The organism is Flavobacterium potami (assembly GCF_020026915.1).
GTDB classification, from domain to species: Bacteria; Bacteroidota; Bacteroidia; order Flavobacteriales; family Flavobacteriaceae; genus Flavobacterium; species Flavobacterium potami.
Genome location: NZ_JAINUY010000001.1, coordinates 834,332 through 850,828 on the forward strand (window position 1 = coordinate 834,332; position 16,497 = coordinate 850,828).

The 16,497-nt window shown below is 37.5% G+C and carries 18 protein-coding genes; 15 read left to right on the forward strand and 3 right to left on the reverse strand.

Annotation, left to right across the window (positions count from 1 at the left end):
• Positions 1-19 precede the first annotated feature (19 nt).
• From K6T82_RS03620 to K6T82_RS03685, 14 genes are all read left to right on the forward strand, one after another.
• Positions 20-670 carry a DNA cytosine methyltransferase gene (locus K6T82_RS03620; RefSeq protein ID WP_223704632.1) on the forward strand — a complete coding sequence of 217 codons (651 nt, stop codon included), beginning with the start codon at positions 20-22 and terminating at the stop codon, positions 668-670.
• A complete protein-coding gene (locus K6T82_RS03625) occupies positions 651-3,119 on the forward strand; it encodes a TraG family conjugative transposon ATPase (RefSeq protein WP_223704633.1) in 2,469 nt (822 codons plus the stop codon). Before K6T82_RS03620 ends, K6T82_RS03625 begins: the two co-directional genes overlap by 20 nt.
• 39 nt (positions 3,120-3,158) lie before the next feature.
• Positions 3,159-3,815, forward strand: a complete 657-nt coding sequence (locus K6T82_RS03630; protein WP_476702580.1) for a conjugal transfer protein TraI — start codon at positions 3,159-3,161, stop codon at positions 3,813-3,815.
• A gap of 15 nt (positions 3,816-3,830) precedes the next feature.
• Positions 3,831-4,448: a hypothetical protein gene (locus tag K6T82_RS03635; RefSeq protein ID WP_223704635.1), complete on the forward strand. Its 618-nt coding sequence runs from the start codon at positions 3,831-3,833 to the stop codon at positions 4,446-4,448.
• An 11-nt stretch (positions 4,449-4,459) separates the two neighbouring features.
• Positions 4,460-5,095 (forward strand): TerB family tellurite resistance protein, encoded by a 636-nt coding sequence (locus K6T82_RS03640; protein ID WP_223704636.1) that lies wholly within the window; start codon positions 4,460-4,462, stop codon positions 5,093-5,095.
• Positions 5,096-5,150: 55 nt separating this feature from the next.
• Positions 5,151-6,308, forward strand: coding sequence for a conjugative transposon protein TraJ (traJ, locus tag K6T82_RS03645; protein ID WP_223704992.1), 1,158 nt, complete (start codon positions 5,151-5,153; stop codon positions 6,306-6,308).
• A gap of 24 nt (positions 6,309-6,332) precedes the next feature.
• Entirely contained in the window at positions 6,333-6,944 is a 612-nt protein-coding gene (gene traK, locus K6T82_RS03650; protein WP_223704993.1) for a conjugative transposon protein TraK, read from the forward strand.
• 80 nt (positions 6,945-7,024) lie between these two features.
• Positions 7,025-7,393: a hypothetical protein gene (locus K6T82_RS03655; RefSeq protein ID WP_223704637.1), complete on the forward strand. Its 369-nt coding sequence runs from the start codon at positions 7,025-7,027 to the stop codon at positions 7,391-7,393.
• Between the two features lie 4 nt (positions 7,394-7,397).
• Positions 7,398-8,684, forward strand: a complete 1,287-nt coding sequence (gene traM / locus K6T82_RS03660; protein ID WP_223704638.1) for a conjugative transposon protein TraM — start codon at positions 7,398-7,400, stop codon at positions 8,682-8,684.
• Between the two features lie 17 nt (positions 8,685-8,701).
• Entirely contained in the window at positions 8,702-9,532 is an 831-nt protein-coding gene (gene traN, locus K6T82_RS03665) for a conjugative transposon protein TraN (protein ID WP_223704639.1), read from the forward strand.
• 27 nt (positions 9,533-9,559) lie between these two features.
• Positions 9,560-10,363, forward strand: coding sequence for a hypothetical protein (locus K6T82_RS03670; RefSeq protein WP_223704640.1), 804 nt, complete (start codon positions 9,560-9,562; stop codon positions 10,361-10,363).
• A 27-nt stretch (positions 10,364-10,390) separates the two neighbouring features.
• Positions 10,391-11,422 carry a hypothetical protein gene (locus K6T82_RS03675; RefSeq protein WP_223704641.1) on the forward strand — a complete coding sequence of 344 codons (1,032 nt, stop codon included), beginning with the start codon at positions 10,391-10,393 and terminating at the stop codon, positions 11,420-11,422.
• A gap of 22 nt (positions 11,423-11,444) precedes the next feature.
• Positions 11,445-11,732 (forward strand): hypothetical protein, encoded by a 288-nt coding sequence (locus K6T82_RS03680; protein WP_223704642.1) that lies wholly within the window; start codon positions 11,445-11,447, stop codon positions 11,730-11,732.
• An 83-nt stretch (positions 11,733-11,815) separates the two neighbouring features.
• A complete protein-coding gene (locus K6T82_RS03685; protein ID WP_223704643.1) occupies positions 11,816-12,091 on the forward strand; it encodes a DNA-binding protein in 276 nt (91 codons plus the stop codon).
• Positions 12,092-12,439: 348 nt separating this feature from the next.
• Here the strand turns inward: K6T82_RS03685 and K6T82_RS03690 are convergent, their stop codons facing one another.
• A complete protein-coding gene (locus K6T82_RS03690; RefSeq protein WP_223704644.1) occupies positions 12,440-13,747 on the reverse strand; it encodes a site-specific integrase in 1,308 nt (435 codons plus the stop codon).
• Between the two features lie 188 nt (positions 13,748-13,935).
• Here K6T82_RS03690 and K6T82_RS03695 point away from each other — a divergent pair, with 188 nt between their 5' ends.
• Complete coding sequence (locus K6T82_RS03695) at positions 13,936-14,160, forward strand: hypothetical protein (protein ID WP_223704645.1); 225 nt, start codon at positions 13,936-13,938, stop codon at positions 14,158-14,160.
• Positions 14,161-14,649: 489 nt separating this feature from the next.
• Here K6T82_RS03695 and K6T82_RS03700 read toward each other — a convergent pair whose 3' ends face one another.
• Together K6T82_RS03700 and K6T82_RS03705 are read right to left on the reverse strand one after the other, a co-directional pair.
• Complete coding sequence (locus tag K6T82_RS03700; protein WP_144219267.1) at positions 14,650-14,922, reverse strand: hypothetical protein; 273 nt, start codon at positions 14,920-14,922, stop codon at positions 14,650-14,652.
• Between the two features lie 124 nt (positions 14,923-15,046).
• Positions 15,047-16,333, reverse strand: coding sequence for an Ig-like domain-containing protein (locus tag K6T82_RS03705; protein ID WP_144219268.1), 1,287 nt, complete (start codon positions 16,331-16,333; stop codon positions 15,047-15,049).
• Between the last annotated feature and the right edge of the window lie 164 nt (positions 16,334-16,497).

Consider the following 16,497-nt stretch of genomic DNA (forward strand, 5'->3'; position numbering starts at 1 on the left):
AAATAGATGGAGATGGATTATGAAGGTCTTAAACTTATATGCCGGAATTGGCGGAAACAGAAAAAACTGGCATGACGTATCCGTTACGGCAGTTGAGCTGGACCCTGCACTGGCAGCTTTGTACGCGCAGAACTTTCCAAATGATAAAGTGATTGTAGGCGATGCACACCAGTATCTTTTGGATCATTATAAAGAATTTGATTTTATCTGGTCATCACCGCCATGCCAGTCACATTCCTCTTTCCGGCAGAATATCTGCGTGAGATACCGAGGAACTCCTGCTGTATTTCCCGACATGAGACTGTATCAGGAAATTTTATTTCTGAAGCATAATGCTGAGTGTTTATGGGCCGTTGAAAATGTCAAACCTTATTATACTGTGCTTATCGAACCTGATGCTGTTCTGCAGCGTCATCTTTTCTGGTCCAATTTTCCGATTCCAGAATCTGATTCACAGACGGTGATTAAAATACGTTACGCACAGATTCCTGAACTTGAAGAGTCGTTAGGTTTCTGCTTAAAGGGATCCAATATTAGAAACAAAAGGCAGGTGCTTCGCAACTGTGTGGATCCAAATCTTGGGCTCCATATTTTAAATACCGCCAGAAGTCTCTATATGAAAACTATGAAGATTAGTAAAACTAAGAAAAATGGAAAAGGAGTTAGATGATGTTTTACCTATTATGGACGTGCAGCATGACTGCATTTTATCAAAGCAGGGTGATTTAACAGTGGTTTTTAAGGCGGATCTGCCGGAAATTTTTACAATGTCGGACCAGGAATATGAGGCGTTTCACCAGTCATGGATAAAGGCGATAAAAATTCTGCCGAAGTTCACAGTTTTTCATAAACAGGACTGGTTTTTAGAAAGCAGCTATAAAGCAGATTTTGATAATGAAGACAGCAGTTTTTTAACCAGAAGCAGTGAGCGTTTTTTTAATGAGAGAGCCTTTCTTGATCATTCCTGTTATATCATGATTACCAAGAAACCAGCAGGAAGGAAAAATTCCAGTTCGTTATTTTCTAATCTTATAAGAAATAATCTTGTACCTGATGAAACACTCACTATGCAGTTCCTTCAGGACTTCATTGACAGTACAGGCCAGTTTAAAAGAATCATGGAAGACAGCGGGTTCATAAGGCTGAGAAGACTTCGAAATGATGAGTTGAAAAGCCAGAGCAGAAACACAGGCCTTATTGAAAAGTATTGTTTTCTTTCTGAAAATGAAAATTCGTATATCTATAATGATCTCAAGTTTTCGGACGGGATGCAGATAGGGGATAAGCACAGCCAGCTTTTTACGCTTGGAGATGCCGCTGATCTGCCGGCGCTCTGCGGTTCTAGAATCAATTTTGACCGTTACTCAACTGATAAGACAAAGTTCAGCATCGGATTTGCTTCAACACTCGGCCAGCTGCTGTCCTGCAATCATATATACAACCAGTATATTTTCATTGAAGATGCACAGAAGACAATCCAAAAACTGGAGAGTAAAAGATTGCGGCTTCAGTCACTTTCAGCATACAGCAGGGAAAATATGATTGCAAGGGACGCAACTAACGATTTTTTGAACGAAGCTATCGCACAGCAGCGCCTGCCTGTGAAAGCGCATTTTAATGTTCTTGCGTGGACATCCGAAAAAGAAGAACTCAAAGACATAAAAAACAAAGTGTCATCTGCTCTCGCGCAGATGGACGCGGCGGCTAAACAGGAGACAGTTGGAGCTCCGCAGATTTACTGGGCGGGAATTCCCGGAAACGCAGCAGATTTTCCGATGAATGATGCTTTTGACACTTTTACCGAGCAGGCTGTGTGTTTTCTGAATATGGAGACCGGTTACCGATCCTCACTGAGTCCCTGCGGAATACGTCTTGGAGACCGCCTTACGGGAAAGCCTGTTCACGTGGATATCAGCGATGAGCCAGTGAAAATGGGAATTTGTACTAACCGAAACAAGTTTGTCTTAGGGCCTTCTGGAAGCGGGAAATCCTTCTTTACCAATCATATGGTCAGAAGCTATTACGAACAGGGAACTCATATTGTCTTGGTGGATGTTGGGCACAGCTATAAAGGCTTATGCGATATGGTAAACGGCTATTATTTTACCTATGACGAGAAGAACCCGATTCGTTTCAATCCATTTTATATCGGGGAAGGAGACAGTCTTGATACCGAGAAAAAGGAAAGCATCAAAACGCTTTTGCTGGCTTTGTGGAAGAAAGATGATGAAACGTTTAACAGAAGCGAATATGTGGCGCTTTCCAATGCCCTGCAGCTGTATTTCGAAAAACTGGATAAGGATGAATCCATCTTTCCTTGTTTCAATACTTTTTATGAGTTTTTAAAACAGGAGTTTGTAACAGTTCTTCAGGGTGATAATGTAAAAGATAAGGATTTTGATGTGAATAATTTCCTTTATGTGCTTCGCCCTTATTACAGCGGCGGAGAATTTGACTATCTGCTCAATGCAACTGAAAATCTTGATCTGCTAAAAGAGCGCTTTATTGTATTTGAATTGGATAACATCAAAGACCATCCGATTCTTTTTCCTGTAGTGACCATCATCATCATGGAAGTATTTATCAGCAAGATGAGAAAACTGAAAGGCATACGAAAAATGATTCTAATTGAAGAAGCATGGAAAGCTATTACAAAGGAAGGAATGTCAGAATATATCAAGTATCTTTTTAAAACTGTGCGTAAGTTCTTTGGCGAGGCAATAGTGGTGACACAGGAGGTTGAAGACATTATCTCTTCACCCGTAGTGAAGCAGGCAATCATCAACAACAGCGACTGCAAAATTCTGCTGGACCAGAGCAAGTATCAGAATAAGTTTGACCAGATTCAGGAACTGCTTGGGCTGACTGACAAGGAAAAAGCTTTGGTGCTTTCGGTGAATAAAGCAAATGATCCTTCCAAAAAATACAAGGAGGTTTTTATTTCTCTCGGAGGAATGCTGTCTAAGGTTTACAGGACAGAAGTATCTCTGGAGGAATATCTTGCCTACACTACAGAGGAAAGCGAGAAAGTAAAAATGAATGCCTACGCCCAGAAATTTGGAGGAGACATCAAAAAAGGTATTGCCGCTATGGCGCAGGAATTAAGACGCGGAACTTAAATTAGTAGAAAAATGAAAATTAAAACTCTTACATTTTTAATGTGCTTCTTTTTAGTAAGCATGCCTGCAAGACCTGCAGAAAAGACAGCAGCCCTGCCGATATTGGAGATTGTAAAAGCAGTAACCAAGAAAGTAATAAAGGCAATTGATCTGGGGATCCAGAGAATGCAGAATAAGACCATCTGGCTTCAGAATGCACAGAAGCAGATTGAAAACACGCTTTCAAAACTGAAACTCGATGAGATTTCGGACTGGACAAAAAAACAGCGTGATCTTTATAAGGATTATTACGACGAACTGCAGAAGGTAAAATCTATTATAACCTATTATCAGAGAATTAAAGAAATTTCAGAAAAACAGACCCGCCTGATTGCCGAATATGAAAAGGCCTGGAATCTTTTTAAAAGAGACGACCATTTCATGATCTCCGAACTTGAATACATGGAAAAAGTGTATGACGGAATTCTTGGAGAAAGCATGAAGAATATCGACCAGATATTTTTAATCATCGAATCTTTCACAACGCAGATGAGCGATCTGAAAAGAATCGAAATTATAAATATAGCAGCGGATCAGATAGATTCAAATTACAATGATCTGAGACTTTTTAACCAGCAGAATGTTCTGCTCAGCTTACAGAGGGCAAAAACGGACGCTGATGTAAATAAAGTGAAACAATTTTACGGAATTCCGTAATCAACTCTTAAACTAATGAAAAAGATAATAATGCTTCTTGTGTCTGTATTTTTATCTGCATGCCAGCTTCAGGCTCAGCAGGCAAAACAGAGAAGGATGCTGCTGCTTCAGATAGCAGCCCTGAGAACTTATGTGGATTATGCGGCAAAAGGTTATAAGGCAGTTAAAAGCGGACTTAACTTTATATCAGATGTAAAGAAGGGAGAAGTGAACCTGCACAACGATTATTTCATATCACTGGTATCGGTTAATCCCAAAGTAAAAAAATATGGCAGGGTGGCTGAAATAATCACTCTTCAGATTGAAATTTTTAAGATATATAAAAATACTTTAGCAAGCCTCCCTCAGGATGATCTGTTTCACGGAAATGAACTTGAATACTTTGAAAGGACTTTCAGGCGTCTGGTGGACAGCTGTGATGACAATCTTGATTTGCTGCTTCTTATCACAACCAGTACATCACTTGAAATGAAAGATGATGAACGCATTGAACGCATTGATAAGCTTTATGAAGCTGCGCGGGAAGATTATGCTTTCTGTAAAAAATTCAGCGGTGAGATTAAACTTCTGGCATTATCAAAGGCTAGAGAAAAAAATGATGTCAAACAAGCCGAAGTTCTGCTTGGCTTATAAAATAACAAATCATGAAAAAGATACTTATATTTTTTGCAATGCTATTTCTGTTTTTTATGCCTTTTACAGGAAAGGCACAGTCAGCTGAAATCCAGCAGCTTATTTTAAATATCGAAAAGCTGTCGCAGTTTAAAAAGATATTAAGCGACATGAAAAAAGGATATGATATTCTCAGCGGAGGGTATAAGGCCGTCACAGATATATCAGAGGGAAATTTTTCACTTCATAAGGCTTTCCTGGATGCCCTGATGCAGGTCAGCCCAGTTGTAAAGAATTACAAAAGAGTCGGGAATATAATCGACTATCAGTTTACACTTATGAGGGAAAGCAGAAAAGGGATAGACCGTATCATTAAAAATGAAAAGTTCAGCCGTCAGGAAATCCAGTATTTTGAAAAAGTGTATTCTAATTTAAGCAGGGAAAGCCTCAGAAATTTAGACGAACTGACTTCCATCGTAACAGCTGATAAACTCAGAATGAGTGATGACGAAAGGCTTGCAGCTATAGATAAGATATATGAAGATATGCAGCTGAAGGTGCTGTTTCTAAATGATTTTAACGGATCAACTTCAGTGCTTGCGCTGCAGCGTTCTAAGGAAGCTAATGATGTGAATGCGATGCGGAACAGTTATCAGTTTAAAAATTAACTCTGGCCTTATGATAAATATTTTCAAATCAGCCGTATTAGTTTTAATACTCTTTATGTTCCCTGAAGCAGTTTCTGCACAGGGACTCGGAGATAATATTGGCAGTCTTCATATAGTTCTGGAACAGCTTTACGATGAGATGATGCCGCTTTGCAGCAATCTGATTGGAGTGGGGCAGGGATTCGCAGGTTTTGCTGCAGTCTTCTACATCGCTTCTAGAGTCTGGCGTCATATTGCCAATGCGGAACCGATTGATTTTTATCCGCTATTCAGACCGTTTGTAATCGGTTTCTGCATAATGATTTTTCCTTCCGTTCTATCGCTTATAAACGGGGTCATGAAACCAACAGTTACGGCTACTGCTTCAATGGTCGATGGATCAAACAAAGCAATCGAGGTGCTGCTGAAAGAAAAAGAAAAAGCAGTCAAAGAAAGTGCGCCGTGGAAAATGTATGTCGGAGTGCTGGGCACAGGCGACCGTGACCGATGGTATAAATATACCCATGACGGTGCAGATCCTTCTGATGAAGGACTTATGGAAGGGATAGGAAATGATGTAAAATTTGCAATGGAGAAAGCTTCTTACAGTTTCAGGAATTCTGTAAAGGAATGGCTGAGCGAAATTCTGAGAATTCTCTTCGAAGCTTCTTCATTGTGTATTGATACTCTCAGAACATTCCAGCTTGTGGTGCTGTCCATCTTAGGACCTTTGGTATTTGGTATCGCAGTCTTTGACGGATTCCAGCATACCCTGACGGTCTGGCTTGCCAGGTATATAAATATTTATCTCTGGCTTCCCGTTGCCAACATTTTCGGCAGTATTATCGGAAAGGTTCAAGAACAGATGCTCAGGCTGGATATCTCTCAGATTAATACTTCGGGAGATACTTTTTTCAGCAGGACCGATATCGGATACTTAATTTTCATGATTATTGGAATTGTGGGGTATTTTACTGTTCCCTCCGTGGCCAATTATATCGTGCACGCATCTGGAGGAAGCGCATTGGGACAGAAAGTGACAAGTTTGTTTGGCGGATCGACTTCCTCAGTGATAGGTGGTGCTGCCACTGGAGCAGGAATGGTAATGGATTCAATGGGAAATGCAGCAGGCAGAGTGAGCCAGAGCATGTCATCTTCAGCAGCTGCGTCGCCTTATTTTGAGGAAAAAGGAAATTACATGAGTGACAAGCTCAAGGGAAACTCTAAAAATTAAAAGCACTCGATTATGTTTAGTAAAATGAAAAATATAGATACTGCTTTTCGTCATATAAGAGGATTTACAATGCTTGTTATCCTTTGCTGCGCTGCCATAACTTCTTATTCTATTTATAAAAGTTTCAGTTCCGTCGCTTTGATGCAGGACAAGGTTTATATCCTCGCAAATGGAAAGGCGCTTGAGGCATTTGCATCAGACCGTAAGGATAATGTACCTGTTGAAGCAAGGGATCATGTCAGGACATTCCATCAGTTTTTCTTCAGCCTTGACCCAGATGATAAAGTAATTAAAGCCAATGTTACCAAGGCCTTGTATCTGGCCGATAATTCTGTTAAACGCATATATGATGATTTAAAAGAAAACGGTTATTATTCGGGAATTATATCAGGAAATATAAGCCAGACTGTTATTGTAGACAGCGTCTGCATTGATATTAATGAATATCCCTACCGCTTTAAATGCTATGCCCGGCAGAACATCATAAGGACAACAAGCATATTGAACAGAAATCTGATTACAGAAGGAACGCTGCGAAATGTTTCAAGGAGCGATAACAATCCGCATGGTTTTCTGATTGAACGCTTCAATACTCTTGAGAACAAAGATCTTGGAACAGTAAACCGAAAGCCATGAGAAGTCTGATACGAAAACAAAGACAAAATGTAAAGTCTTCAAGGTCATATATGATAATGAGATTCTGGTGGGTAACAAAAATGAATAGGCTGACTAGAGACCTTTCAAATTCACAGCTTAAGTTTTCAGTAATCATTTTTGCGGCCCTTGGAACGATTTTATGTGTTTATAACGCATTGAGCGGTTTTCTGTCAGAAAGTCAAAAATCAATGAACATTGATGCAGTAAAAGTGCTTAAGCCTGCTTATAGTCATGAGGGAGGCCCTATGCATTCTCTGGATCTGTCATTTAACAAATATGCTGAGAGATCCAATATCAGCAGATATATTGACAGTGTGATAAATACAGCAGACTTAACCGATTTGTCTAAAAATCAAAATTCCATCGCTGAAGATTTTAGCATCAGTCCGAAGCTCAAGTCAACTAATTCATCTAACTATAAAAAATAAGATTATGGAACATAAAACACTTTCAGCCAGAGAGAAAAAGAATCGCAGTATGATGCTGGTTCTTCCACTGCTTGTTCTTCCATTTATAACCATGCTTTTCTGGGTGCTTGGAGGAGGCAAAGGAACAGAAAATCCAATTTCAGGAACTGAAAAAAAAGGATTTAATATGCTGCTTCCAAATCCAAAACTAAAGGAAGATTCCAGTTTGGATAAAATGAGCTATTATGACCAAGCATCAATTGATTCGATAAAACTGCAGGAACAAAAAAAGAAAGATCCTAATTATTCGGTTGGTGCGCAAGATAATGATAATCTTGAATCAAAACGTTTTTTTGATACGGATGAGGTTGCATGGAATGATAAACAAAACGGACTGAAAACAGACTATCTAAAACCAGAGAATGAAAAGAAGATGTACCAGAAACTTGAAGCGCTCCAGAAAGCTATTGCGGAGCCTCCAAAAGAATATCAGAGCGGTCAGGATATGAGGGAATTTCAGTACCAGAAAATGCCTCACGGTGAATCAGCCGAGTTGAAAAATCTTGAACAGCTCATGGCAGCCATGAGTGCGCCTTCTGAGCCTGATCCTGAACTTGCCCAGCTTGGCGGCATGCTGGAAAATATTCTGGATATCCAGCACCCAGAACGTGTACAGGAAAAACTGCGTCAGAACTCAAAGCTTCAAAAAGGAAAAGTTTTTTCAGTGAACAGAAAAGCTGAAGAGCAAAACCTGAGCTCTCTTCAGACCAACAAAGTAAATTATGAGCAGTCAGCAAATTCATTTTATTCGCTTGATGGTGAAATCAACGATGAACAAAATCAGAACGCAGTTGAGGCAGCGGTCCATGAAACGCAGACGATTGTCAACGGTTCTATTGTAAAAATCAGACTTGCAAGTGACGTTTTTATCAATGGTGTACTAATTCCAAAAAACAGTTTCGTTTTTGGGACAGCGTCACTTAAGGGAGAAAGGCTTGAAATAAAGATCAATACCATAAAATACCAGAATTCCATTTTCCCGGTTGAACTATCCGTCTTTGATATAGACGGCATTAAAGGCATTTACATTCCTGGAACCATAAACAGGGATGTAGCAAAAGCATCCGCTGACAGGTCCATGCAGAGTATTGGACTGGCAGGAGTCAGTGATTCTTGGGGAGCTCAGGCGGCAGGAATGGGAGTGGAGGCAGCCAAATCACTTTTAAGCAGGAAAGTTAAGCTGATAAAAGTAGCAGTCAAGGCAGGTTACAAAGTGCTTCTCTACGATGAAAAAGAAAAGAATGAACAATAACTTTAAACTAAAAGAAAATGAAAATTTTAAAGACACTAATTATCACATTTATTTTTCTGGCTGGTTTTTCAGTTTCTGCACAGTATGATGCTAAAGCCGAATTTAATAATATACAGCTTAGCTATTCAAAAACCACCAGCATTTTATTTCCGTATGCGGTAAAAAGCCTGGATGTCGGAAGCCGTGATGTTCTGGTGCAGAAAGCTAAAGGAGTGGAAAATATACTACTTCTTAAAGCTGGAAAGCAGAATTTTCCGCAGACTAACCTGACTGTTGTAACATCTGACGGCAATCTTTACAGTTTCATTTTAAATTTTGATGATCTGTGTCCAACATTAAATGTGGATGCACGATTACGAATTGGCGAGGATAAATCGCTGCTGTTTTCCCTTGAGAACGAAAACCAGAAAGAAATAAAAGAATATGCCCTGCTTGCTCTATCCAAGAAAAATAAGGTAAGCGGACTGGGCTCAAAAAATGCAGAAATTGAGTTTAAGGTTGACGGCATTTTTATTCATCAAGACGTGATGTATTTCAGATTGGTTTTAGGGAATGATTCCAGAATTAATTACGATGTGGACCAGCTTCGTTTTTTTATCCGAGACCAGAAAAAATCCAAAAGAACTGCAGCTCAGGAAATAGAACTGACACCGCTTTTATGCACCGGAGAATTTAGCAGGATTTCCGACAAATCAGAAACTACAGTAGTATTTGCGATATCTAAATTTACGATACCGGAAAAGAAGAAATTCACAATGCAGGTCTTTGAGAAAAATGGAGACAGGAATCTTGAACTTAATATAAAAAACAGGCACCTGGTAAATCTTGAAATACTGGGTAACTTATAATCAGTACTAATTTTAAATGTGAATATCATGAACGAGAAAAATGTACAGTATCTGAAAGACCAGTTAAAATATACTGGATTCGGAGAAACTTTTGATGCTGAATTAAGAGAGAATATCCAGAAAGGGGATAAGGACTTTAAATTGATGCATACCGGTATTATGAACAATGGTGTCCCTAACAAAGATACAGTAACCGTTGAACTGAATTTTAAAAAGTCCGACCAGAGCGATATGTATTTTTTCAATAGCTATCAGGTTAATCTCCAGAAAGAGGATAATAAGCCGGGATTGGAACAGACTTTTTATATTAATAATGATAATACCAGCATCACTCTCAAAGAGGCGTATAATTTGATGGAGGGCAGATCGGTCAATAAGGATTTAAAGAATAAGGACGGTGAAGCCTATAATTGCTGGATTCGTATGGACTTCAAAGAAAGTGACGACCGTGGAAATTTCAAACTTCAGCATTATCATCAGAACTATGGATATGATCTGGAAGCTTCGCTGGAAAAGCATTCGATAAAAGAACTTCTGACACCTCAGTACAAGGAAGATCTGATGAACTCTCTGAAAAAAGGCAATCTGCAGTCCGTAACTTTTGTGGTGGGAGGAGAGGAGAGAAAACAGTTTGTGGAAGCTAATCCCCAGTTTAAGACTATTAAGGTTTATGATTCTTCTCTGCAGAGAATAAATGACCGTGAAAGCAAGAACGAGAAGCAGTCGCAGTCCAAAGGAAAGAGCGCAGACCTGGCTGACAATTCCGATGAGACCTCTCAGAAAGAAAAAAAAAGTAATTCCCGTTCAAAAAAAGCGGGCAGATCGGTTTAAGGTGCTTAAATAAATTAAAACTGAGTTATGTCTTCTGAAAACAATCGAGTAGAAAATGAGATAAAAGTCTGGCAGTCCAAGGAAGAAAAATTAAAATTTTTATTTCAGAACAGCCCGCAGATAGAACGCTCTTTTGGCATAGAGAAACTGAAATTTTTTAAGATGCTCCTTTTTAAATATAAAAAGACGAAAGGCGTAGATGAAAAAATAACTTTAAGGTTTCTTAAGCATGAATTTAATAAATTGAAGCATCAAGTCTATCCTAATATCATTGTCCGGCTTTTAAATGAAGTGCTTAGTTCTGTTGTTTTTGAAAGGATAGATAAACAGGATTATCTTAAAGATTTGGAATTAAACAAGAAAACTTTAGAGGAACAGCTTATAAAAAGCGGTTTTCATGTGGCTTATGGCAAAGTATTGGAGCATATGCAGGAGCAGCAGTTAAATTTTTCTATTCCTGTTTCTTATCACATCTCAGAGAATGAAAGACTTGAACATTCACTTCAATTTGTAAAAGATTCGCAGGGAGCTTACCAGTTTGATGGATTCAGGTCAATACTTCACAATGATTCATCACCGTCCAGCCGAAGTACGCATTATTTCAAGAATGAAAAAACTGAGAGTTTTAATGCGGCAGAGGCATATGAAATGCTGGCAGGAAGAGCAGTGCTTAAAAGCGGGACTTGGAAACAATTTAACTTTAATGATAAAGACCTTAATGAAAATTATCTAATGCATGAATTTCCACAGGCATATGGCTACAATGTTAGCAATGCTTTAAGAACAGTTCCTCTTAAAAATGATGATTACGAAACATTCGAATCCCTGGCCGATTCTTTGAAAAAGGGGAGGAGGGAAGAAGTTCTTCTTATGATACAAGGGAGAGAAATGAAGGTTTTTTTGGAAGCAAATCCACGCTTTAAAACCTTGAATTTTTATAACGACAGGATGCAGAAACTTAGTCTGGCGGAAATTAAAAACGGCTGTAAAATTAGTCCGCTGCTAAAGCCGCAGCAAAATATTGAGTTGCAGACCGCAAAAAAATCTCATCATATGTGATGTTTATTTATCTTATACAGTTATGGAAAATCTTAATCTTTTATCGGGATTTTTTCAGGCAATCGAAAATGACTTCAGAATCAGCACAACTCACATTGCTATTTTTGCCGCCTTGCTTCAATTTCGTGCAAGCAAAGATTTTGTAAATCCTATTCAGGCTTACAGCATAGAAATCCAGAGTATTTCTAAGATCATGTCTCACAAAACCTATCAAAAATGTATGCGTGAATTGGATGAGTACGGTTATTTGATTTATGTGCCTACAAAGAATAAGAACAGAAGGAGCAGTATTTATTTTCACTTGGAATAAGTTGTACTGAAAAAATTGAAAGTAGACAGAGTTTTGTTTTAAAGTAGATGATCAAATATTATAATGAGTAAAACCAGAATTTTATGGAAGAATTTATAACGAAAGATGATTTAAGACAGTTCGGGCTTTTCATGACCGATACAGTGCGTACTGCTGTTGCGGAAGCATTTCAGCCAAAAAATTTTGAGCGGGAATCTGAGTGGCTGAAAAGTAAAGCTGTCCGTAGGCTGCTTGATATTTCTGCAGGCTCGGTGCAGAATCTTAGAACCTCGCAAAAAGTACGTTTTAAAAAGGTGCTTGGATCTTATTATTATAACAGGGAAGATATTCAAAAACTCTTTAGCGATGACAAAGATTAATAGATTAAAAGAAAGCCATATAATGAGCTTTTTGTGTATGTACGCTAATGATCCCAAACTAAATGTTTGGCACCTGTCAATTTTGACAGCTATACTAGGGTTAGGATACAGGCAGGGGCAGAGGAGGAGAATAAAAGTAAGTCGCAGTAAAATTATGGAGTTATCCCATGTGAACACTCTGCCAACTTATCATAAGTATTTTAAACAACTTCAGGATCTAGGATACGTTAAGTATACCCCTTCGTATCATCCTGGCTATAGGAGCGAAGTAAAACTATGTAAAAAGAGGCTATCTCAAAATATTTGAGATAGCCTCTTTTAAGTTTGAATATGTCTTAAAAATATTTATCAAGAAGAAATGTTGTATTTCTTTTTGATTGCCTGGATTTCTTTTTCCAGTCTACTGAGAACTGCCAAGTCCGGCTTAGACATTTTAGGCTCAGTTTTATTGAGTTTTTTATTTAGAATTGACATTTCACGGCCGATTGTTGCCTGTTCAGTTATGGCGTATGCTTCAGTCTGTTTTACTGATGCGTGGCCCAGTAGTTCTTTAACTACATTTATAGGAACATTATTGTTTAATGTAACGGTGCTTCCAAAAGTGCGGCGCGCGATGTGAGTATTTAAAGTAAATGGAAATCCGCATAAAACTGCCACTTCTTTCAAGTACTCATTCATTTTCTGATTGGATGAGACAGGCAGTACAGTTCCGCGCTGAATGCATAGCTTATGTTCTTTATATTTCTCAATGATTTTAAGTGCCTGAGGGAGCAGCGGGACATTGGTTGTTGAGTTTGTTTTCTGTCTTTCGGACATAATCCAAAGATTTCCGTCAATGCCTTCTTTGATATCACTTTTCTTTAATTGGTAAGCATCTATGTAAGCCAGTCCAGTGTAACATTGGAATACAAATACGTCCCTGACAACATTAAGCCTGTCAGTAGTAAAATAATGCCTTTCCAGTTCATACAGTTCCTGAGTGGTAAGCGGTTTCTTTACCAGTTTTGTTTTTCGCCCCTTAAAGTTCTTAAAAGGATCCTTTGTGATTAATTCCTTATCAATCGCGCGGATTACAATCTTTTTGAAATTTGCAATGTATTTTAGTGTAGTGTTATTGCTGCAGTCTCGCACTGTTCTAAGATAAAACTCAAAGTCTTTAACAAATTCGAGATTCAAATCCGCAAATTCAACATCCTCTTTTTTAAACTTGAATTTAATAAAAGCAGTTAAATGGTTTTTAGTAATGGTAAACCTGTCAAGAGTGCCTTTTGCATATCCTTTTCCTAGAAGAGCCTTCATTTCGTCATTATGCTTTTGAAATTCTTCCAGAACCTTGATTTTTGGTGCTGTTCTTCCAAGAATTTGATCCATGATTTTTTCAGCAGTTATATGTTTTCCGCTGTAGAGCATTTCAGTTTTGATTTCATTGATTTTAATTGTCAGTGAATCAAGAAAGAAGTTTAAAGACTTTGCATCTTCTTTAGAGCCAACCGCTCGTTCGGTTTTTTGGTCCCATCTTGAATACTCCCATTTGCGTTTGGTTGATGCTTCTTTAGGGATGCTGTCTACGGTTATTCTAAAGTAAACCGTTCTAATTCTTTTGTCATTACTGGTTATTTTCATAAAGAAAACTAACCCAAAACTGTTTTCTAACATAATTCAGTCTTTTTAGATTAATAAATGTAGAATTATAGCGTCAAAAAAGCAAGTCGTTAACCTCGTTAACCCCTTTGTTTATAAGGGATTTATTCAATTTCTGTGGCAGTTTTTCGTGGAAACCAAAAGTGCCACGATTCTGCCATAGAGATTTTGAGCGGTTTTAAAAAATATGAAAAGCAGCATAAATGAAAAAAGCCTGCGAATCTTACGATTTGCAGGCTTTACCACGTTTTTTAGGGGTTTTTGAAAAGATTGAAAAACTTTCGTTTCGGCTTCTTTTACCCTTTTGGTGGGGAGAGCAGGATTCGAACTTTAAGCTTGAAACCGCTGTCAATGCCACTTTTATTTATGTCTTGAACCTCTGTGCACCGATTTTGCACCAAATTCAATTTTTACTATTTCAATATTAAATCATGCACAAAACTTTAAAAATTAACGAATTAACATGCAGTTCTATTATTCTTTGTGTTTAACAAATATATTATAAATTTTTTAAATACAGGGCTGCCATAAATTTTGGCTTTTTGAAGACTTTTGAAAAGTTTCCTTTTAAGTCAACCGCGGTGAAAGAGGGATTCGAACAAAAATTCTGCGTCCCGCTTTTATACTGCATTTCTAATATTTTTTCTGTTTTGCGCCACGATTCTGCCACGGACTTTTTATGCGTTTTTATGCATTTTGAAAAGTTCCGGAGCAAATTATCCGTTTAAATTTAAGTTGTAATTCTTAATTGATTCTAATACAAAAGTAAACCTTTTTATTACAAACTGCGACAAATATTTTATTACCTTTTAAGTAATTTAAATAGAATTGAATTATATTGGCTTTTTGTGTCAGAAAGAAGATTCATTTCAGTTCAAGTAGATAATTCGTTTTTCTTAATTTTCATTGAGGCCACCTTAACTTTTTGTCGCAGAAATAGTATCAAGTCCAGTAAAGGTTTTTCCAGATTTGTCTACACCTACCACCACTCTACCAGCAGGCTCACCATCTAAATGGAACTGAATATTTTTGGAATCTTTCCACCATACTCCAAACGTATGGTAATCTTCATTCCAATTTACATCTTTCAACGGATTTACGTCTAGTAAACCACTTTGATTGAAGTTTCCATAATTTCTAATTTCTCCTGGCGTTTTTCCCGAATCAGCATGAAAATATTGTGGATTCATTTGGGTGGGAAAATTGGGTTGATAACCGCATGATGGTTTTGAATTATTCTCAATAATGTCTGTTAGATAAATTAGGCAATATGGTTGACTTTCTTTTGACAAGAAAAAGACAAAGAATGAGCGCTCAGTCTTTTTCAAGTTTCCAAGTTCTAACCCAATCCACTTTCATGGTATTGATACTATTATCATTCAGATCTGATTTTGAAGCTAATCCGCCTAACCACGTTTCATCAGCCGTCCATAAATCAAAAATGATTTCTAAATCTCTAGTAAACTCGCGATCGGTATAGGTTTTTCCAGATTTGTCTACACCTACCACCACGCTACCAGCAGGCTCACCATCTAAATAGAACTGAATATTTTTGGAATCTTTCCACCATACTCCAAACGTATGGTAATCTTCATTCCATTTTACATCTTTCAACGGATTTACGTCTAGTAAACCACTTTGATTGAAGTTTCCATAATTTCTAATTTCTCCTGGCGTTTTTCCCGAATCAGCATGAAAATATTGTGAATTCATTTGGGTGGGAAAATTGGGTTGACAACCGCATGATGGTTTTGAATTATTCTCAATAATGTCGATTTCATTCCTATTATAAGAGTCTCCATTGTTTAACCAATAGGTATTATATGCAGAAATATGAGCCGATTTTATTCTTGCTTCAGTATACATTGGATAGCTAATTTTAGTTCTTGAATGTATTCTAGCAGTTTGAAACCATCTTCCATCAGGATTACTCTCGTTTAAAGTTGCTTTTATCCATAAATTACCATCAGTAACACCAGAGTTGCTATTTGATGTTGACATGAAAACGGGTATACCGTAATTCCATGTAGATTTATACCATTTTGTAGCATCCCAAGCTGTAAATTCATCAGACATGTCTTCCTGCTTCACCCATTTCATGTCAGATGGAGTTGTATTTGTAATTGAAACAAATGAAGGATAATTTGGATCTATGTTTTTGAAATCTTCTGCAGTGGGGCCTTTAATTAGGGTATTAATCGTTATGTTTACTTTTGCAGTTGCTTTGTCTCCATTTTTATCTGTTAAGGTATACGAAAAACTATCGGATCCGTAAAAATTTATTTTTGGAACATATTCAAAAATACCGTCTTTAACTTCTATTACAGTACCGTTGCTAGCAGTAGATAATAGGCTATAATCATCTCCTTTACCTCCATCTTGACCGATATTATCATTTAAAGAAACATTTACCTGATTGGAAGTTCCAGTGCTGCTGTTTTCATCAACAACAAGGACATCGTCTTGAGCTGTAGGTTTGGAGTAATCAGGAATAATGTCTGACTCAGAACTATTGCTGCTACAACTACATAGATACACTAGAGATGTTATAGCTATAAGTAAAAATTTTGTTTTTTCTGTAAGGGCGTGTTTAAAAATCATTTTATTTAATTTAACTAATTAATCCTAAAAGGATATTTTTTTATTGTTGAAAATATAAGAATTTCGCTTCGTATTTTAGGATTATTATATTTATAGTTTAGTAGTACAAAATTGGTTTTGTTAATTTTAAGCACTTTTTGACAAATGAATGAAGTGCTATTTTT

Coding starts and splice junctions, on each gene's coding strand:
- K6T82_RS03625 (WP_223704633.1), top strand. CDS start 651: ATGGAAAAGGAGTTAGATGATGTTTTACCTATTATGGACGTGCAGCAT.
- K6T82_RS03635 (WP_223704635.1), top strand. CDS start 3,831: ATGAAAAAGATAATAATGCTTCTTGTGTCTGTATTTTTATCTGCATGC.
- traK (WP_223704993.1), top strand. CDS start 6,333: ATGAAAAATATAGATACTGCTTTTCGTCATATAAGAGGATTTACAATG.
- K6T82_RS03675 (WP_223704641.1), top strand. CDS start 10,391: ATGTCTTCTGAAAACAATCGAGTAGAAAATGAGATAAAAGTCTGGCAG.
- traJ (WP_223704992.1), top strand. CDS start 5,151: ATGTTCCCTGAAGCAGTTTCTGCACAGGGACTCGGAGATAATATTGGC.
- K6T82_RS03670 (WP_223704640.1), top strand. CDS start 9,560: ATGAACGAGAAAAATGTACAGTATCTGAAAGACCAGTTAAAATATACT.
- K6T82_RS03630 (WP_476702580.1), top strand. CDS start 3,159: ATGTGCTTCTTTTTAGTAAGCATGCCTGCAAGACCTGCAGAAAAGACA.
- K6T82_RS03680 (WP_223704642.1), top strand. CDS start 11,445: ATGGAAAATCTTAATCTTTTATCGGGATTTTTTCAGGCAATCGAAAAT.
- K6T82_RS03640 (WP_223704636.1), top strand. CDS start 4,460: ATGAAAAAGATACTTATATTTTTTGCAATGCTATTTCTGTTTTTTATG.
- traN (WP_223704639.1), top strand. CDS start 8,702: ATGAAAATTTTAAAGACACTAATTATCACATTTATTTTTCTGGCTGGT.
- traM (WP_223704638.1), top strand. CDS start 7,398: ATGGAACATAAAACACTTTCAGCCAGAGAGAAAAAGAATCGCAGTATG.
- K6T82_RS03620 (WP_223704632.1), top strand. CDS start 20: ATGAAGGTCTTAAACTTATATGCCGGAATTGGCGGAAACAGAAAAAAC.
- K6T82_RS03700 (WP_144219267.1), bottom strand. CDS start 14,922: ATGAATCCACAATATTTTCATGCTGATTCGGGAAAAACGCCAGGAGAA.
- K6T82_RS03690 (WP_223704644.1), bottom strand. CDS start 13,747: ATGTTAGAAAACAGTTTTGGGTTAGTTTTCTTTATGAAAATAACCAGT.
- K6T82_RS03685 (WP_223704643.1), top strand. CDS start 11,816: ATGGAAGAATTTATAACGAAAGATGATTTAAGACAGTTCGGGCTTTTC.
- K6T82_RS03655 (WP_223704637.1), top strand. CDS start 7,025: ATGAATAGGCTGACTAGAGACCTTTCAAATTCACAGCTTAAGTTTTCA.
- K6T82_RS03695 (WP_223704645.1), top strand. CDS start 13,936: ATGAAAAAAGCCTGCGAATCTTACGATTTGCAGGCTTTACCACGTTTT.
- K6T82_RS03705 (WP_144219268.1), bottom strand. CDS start 16,333: ATGATTTTTAAACACGCCCTTACAGAAAAAACAAAATTTTTACTTATA.